The organism is Pseudomonas sp. 05N434 (assembly GCF_056396965.1).
The window spans coordinates 1-4,442 of sequence record NZ_JBFTMK010000426.1 but is presented as its reverse complement, the minus strand read 5'-3'; the positions used below and the strand labels follow the sequence as shown (position 1 = coordinate 4,442).

At 61.4% G+C, this 4,442-nt stretch carries 4 protein-coding genes; all 4 read left to right on the top strand.

Annotation, left to right across the window (positions count from 1 at the left end; translation table 11 throughout):
* A partial coding sequence (locus AC1DLB_RS22445) for an ABC transporter permease subunit (protein ID WP_477785670.1) occupies nt 1-304 on the top strand: 304 nt, incomplete at its 5' end.
* On the top strand, nt 304-1,326 hold the full coding sequence (locus AC1DLB_RS22440; protein ID WP_019578505.1) for an ABC transporter permease: 1,023 nt from the start codon (nt 304-306) through the stop codon (nt 1,324-1,326). The genes AC1DLB_RS22445 and AC1DLB_RS22440, both read left to right, overlap by 1 nt.
* 14 nt (nt 1,327-1,340) lie before the next feature.
* A complete protein-coding gene (locus tag AC1DLB_RS22435) occupies nt 1,341-2,921 on the top strand; it encodes an ABC transporter ATP-binding protein (RefSeq protein ID WP_477785669.1) in 1,581 nt (526 codons plus the stop codon).
* 44 nt (nt 2,922-2,965) lie between these two features.
* Nucleotides 2,966-4,381: a sigma-54 interaction domain-containing protein gene (locus AC1DLB_RS22430; protein ID WP_064617097.1), complete on the top strand. Its 1,416-nt coding sequence runs from the start codon at nt 2,966-2,968 to the stop codon at nt 4,379-4,381.
* Nucleotides 4,382-4,442 lie beyond the last annotated feature (61 nt).

The following is a 4,442-nucleotide window of genomic DNA, read 5'->3' as shown; positions in this document are numbered from 1 at the left end:
GGGCTTGAGCGAACGCCAGGTGCTTTACGGCCATGTGTTTCGCAACGCCATGCTGCTGGTGGTCTCGGGAATTCCCCAGGCCTTTATCAGCGTTTTCTTCGCCGGCTCGCTGCTGATCGAAGTGATTTTCTCCCTCGATGGCCTGGGTCGCATGAGTTACGAAGCGGCGGTATCGCGGGACTATCCGGTGGTATTCGGTTCGCTGTTCATCTTCACCTTGTTCGGCCTGCTGATAAAAATCATCGGTGACCTGTGCTACACCCTGGTCGATCCGCGTATCGACTTCGCCGCGAGGAACGCCTGATGCTCAAACTCTCGCCGCTGGGCCGTCGCCGTTTTGAACGCTTCAAGAAAAACCGCCGGGGCTGGTGGTCGTTGTGGTTGTTTGTCGGTTTGTTCCTGCTGACCCTGGGCGGCGAACTGATCGCCAATGACCAACCGCTGGTGGTCAGTTATCAGGGCTCGCTGTACTTCCCGGCGTTCAAACGCCACACCGAGCAAGAGTTCGGCGGCCAGTTGCCGTTTCAGGCCGATTTCCGCAGCGATTACGTGCAGAAGCTGATTCACAAGGGCGACGGCTGGATGCTGTTTGCGCCGATCCCGTTCAGCGACGACACGCCCAATTACGATCTCAATCAACCGGCGCCAAGTCCGCCGTCGAAGGTCAACTGGCTGGGCACCGACGATCAGGCCCGGGACGTGCTGGCGCGAGTGATTTTCGGGGCACGGGTGTCGATCCTGTTTGCGCTGATGCTGACGTTTATCAGCGCCTTGATCGGTATCGCCGCCGGTGCATTGCAGGGCTATTACGGCGGCTGGGTCGACTTGCTTGGTCAGCGCTTGCAGGAAGTCTGGTCGGGGCTGCCGGTGCTGTACCTGCTGATCATCCTGTCGGGCTTCGTCGAGCCGAATTTCTGGTGGCTGTTGGGGATCATGGCGCTGTTTTCCTGGCTGGCGCTGGTGGACGTAGTGCGCGCCGAGTTCCTGCGCGGGCGTAACCTGGAATACGTCAAAGCCGCCCGTGCGTTGGGCCTGACCGACCGCAAGGTGATCGTGCGACACATTCTGCCCAACGCAATGAACGCCACCCTGAGTTATCTGCCGTTCATCCTGACCGGGGCGATATCCACCCTCACGGCGCTGGATTTCCTCGGTTTCGGCATGCCGGCCGGCAGTGCGTCCCTGGGCGAATTGATTGGCCAAGGCAAACAGAACCTGCAAGCGCCGTGGCTGGGGCTGACGGCGTTTTTCACCCTGGCGCTGATTCTTTCTTTGCTGGTGTTCATTGGCGAGGCGTTGCGTGATGCCTTTGACCCTCGTTCTTGAAGCGGACTGGTGAAATGACTGACAACCTGATCGAAATCCGTGACCTCAACGTGGCCTTCAGTGGCCAGACCGTGGTGCGCAACCTATCTCTGGACATTCGCCCCGGCGAATGCCTGGCGCTGGTCGGCGAGTCCGGATCCGGCAAGTCGGTGACCGCCCACTCGATCCTGCAACTGCTGCCCGAAAACGGTACGCAAACCACCGGCAGCATTCGCTATCGCGGCCAGGAGTTGATCGGCGCCGACGCTAACGTCTTGCGCGAACTGCGCGGTAACCGGATCGCGATCATATTCCAGGAGCCGATGACCTCCCTCAATCCGCTGCACAGCATCGAGAAACAGATCGGCGAAACCCTGCTGCTGCACAAAGGGCTGGGTGGCAAAGCGGCGCAAGCGCGGATTCTGGAATTACTGCAACTGGTGGGCATCCAGAAGCCCGAAGAGCGGCTCAAGGCCTACCCTCATCAACTGTCCGGYGGCCAGCGMCARCGGGTMATGATCGCCATGGCCCTGGCCWRCGARCCGGAAYTGCTGATCGCCGACGARCCGACCACCGCGCTGGATGTGACGGTGCAGCGCAAGATCCTGCGGCTGCTCAAATCCCTGCAACAGCAGCTTGGCATGTCGCTGCTACTGATCAGCCACGACCTCAATCTGGTGCGCAGCATGGCCCAGCGGGTGTGCGTGATGCACGCCGGGGAAATCGTCGAGCAGGCACCTTGCGAAACGCTGTTCACCGAGCCGAAACACCCTTACAGCTGCGTGCTGCTGAACGCCGAGCCGGAAGGTGAAGCCCTGCCCCGGGACGAGCGTGAAAACGTGCTGGAAGTGGAGAATCTGCAAGTGCAGTTCACCCTCGGTGGCGGGCTGTTCCAGCGTAAGACGTACCTGCGAGCGGTGGACGGCATCAGCCTGAACGTTCAGCGCGGCAAGACCCTGGGCATCGTCGGTGAGTCCGGTTCAGGCAAGTCCACGCTCGGCCAGGCGATCCTGCGCTTGCTTGATTCCGAAGGCAGCATTCGCTTTCAGGGGCAGGCGCTGGATGGCCTGACGCAAAAGCAACTGCGACCATGGCGCAAGAAGATGCAGGTGGTGTTCCAGGACCCGTTCGGCAGCCTCAGCCCGCGAATGTCCGTGGCGCAGATCATCAGTGAAGGCCTTGAGGTCCATAGCCAGTCCACCCCTGCCCAATGCGAAGCCCAGGTAATCCGGGTGCTGGAAGAAGTCGGCCTCGATCCGCAAAGCCGTCATCGCTACCCGCACGAATTTTCCGGCGGGCAGCGCCAGCGCATTGCCATTGCCCGCGCGCTGGTGCTCAAACCGGCGCTGATCCTGCTCGACGAACCGACCTCGGCCCTCGATCGCACGGTGCAAAAACAAGTGGTCGCCCTGCTCCGCCAGCTTCAGGAGAAATATGGCCTGACCTACCTGTTCATCAGCCACGACCTGGCGGTGGTGCGTGCCCTGGCCCACGACATGATCGTGATCAAGGACGGCAAAGTGGTGGAAAGCGGCGCTAGCCACACGGTGTTCGAATCACCGCAGCACCCATACACCAAAGAGCTGTTGGCGGCGGCGCATCCGGGGTTGGCATAATCCCTGCGATCTTTTGATCTTGATTTCCAAAAATGGACACTCCGATGAACACCACCGAAAGCCTCAAGGACTACCAGCGCGTTCGCACCCTGGCGATCCGTTCACTGTTCGAGATCATCGAGCAATCGAGCGAAGGCACGGTGATTGTCGACCGCGACGCGAACATCGTCTGGATGAACGAGCGCTATGCCCGGCGGTTCGGCCTGGAGTCGGCCGCAGGTGCCATCGGCAGGGCCTGTGAAAGCGTGATCCCCGGCAGCCTGTTGCGTGAGGTGGTGCGCACCGGACGGCCGATCCTGCTGGACATGCAAGACACCCCCAAGGAACCGCTGGTGGTGATGCGCCTGCCGATTCACGACGATGCCGGCGCGGTGATCGGCGCCATCGGTTTTGCCCTGTTCGACGAATTGCGCAGCCTGTCGCCAATGCTCAAGCGCTACCTGAGCATGCAGGAAGAACTGGCGTCCACCCGCTCTCTACTCCGGGCGCGACAGACCAAGTACAACTTCGCGCACTTCATCGGCACCAGCGCCGCCAGCCTCGAAGTCAAACGCCGCGCCCGACGCAGCGCCAGTGCAGAGTCGCCGGTGTTGTTGCTCGGTGAAACCGGCACCGGCAAGGAACTGCTGGCCCAGGCGATTCACGGCGCATCACCCCGGGCGCATAAAGCCTTCGTCAGCATCAACAGCGCAGCGATTCCCGAGTCGCTGCTGGAAGCCGAGTTCTTCGGCACCGCGCCCGGCGCGTTCACCGGCGCCGATCGCAAGGGCCGCGCCGGCAAGTTGCAAATCGCCCAGGGCGGCACGCTGTTTCTCGACGAAATCGGCGACATGCCGCTGCCGTTGCAAAGCAAGTTGCTGCGGGTGTTGCAGGAGAAGGAATTCGAACCGGTGGGCTCCAACGAGGTGATTCAGAGTGATGTGCGAGTGATCGCCGCCACCTCCACCGATCTGGTGGCGGCGATCAAACGCGGCGAGTTTCGCGCCGATCTGTATTACCGCCTCAATGTGCTGCCGATCCAGGTCCCGCCCCTGCGTGATCGCCTCGACGACCTTCCGGCCCTCAGTGAAGCGATCCTTGAGGAACTGCGCAGCCAGCACGAATTGAACCGCGAAGCCCTGGATTTGTTGGGGCAACACGCCTGGCCGGGGAACATTCGTGAACTGCGCAACGTGCTGGAGCGGGCGGCGTTGCTCAGTGATGACTTGATGCTGAACGCGGCGGATATCCGCGCGGCGATTGGCAGCTTTACCCCGGTGGAGCGTGCGGCGCCTCTGCCCATTGAGCCGATTACCCATGAAACCTTCAGTGAGGCTCGCGAACGGTTTGATCGGCAGTTGATTGAATCGACCCTCGCGCAATGCGGTGGGAAGGTAATCGAAGCGGCGGCGCGGTTGGGGCTGGGGCGGTCGACGTTGTACAAGAAGATGGCGGCGCTGGGGATTGCCGAGTCTCTATAAAGAGACATGCATCTCTATTGGTAGATAGGGCCTCTTCGCGGGCAAGCCTCGCTCCTACGGG

Coding starts and splice junctions, on each gene's coding strand:
- AC1DLB_RS22440 (WP_019578505.1), top strand. CDS start 304: ATGCTCAAACTCTCGCCGCTGGGCCGTCGCCGTTTTGAACGCTTCAAG.
- AC1DLB_RS22430 (WP_064617097.1), top strand. CDS start 2,966: ATGAACACCACCGAAAGCCTCAAGGACTACCAGCGCGTTCGCACCCTG.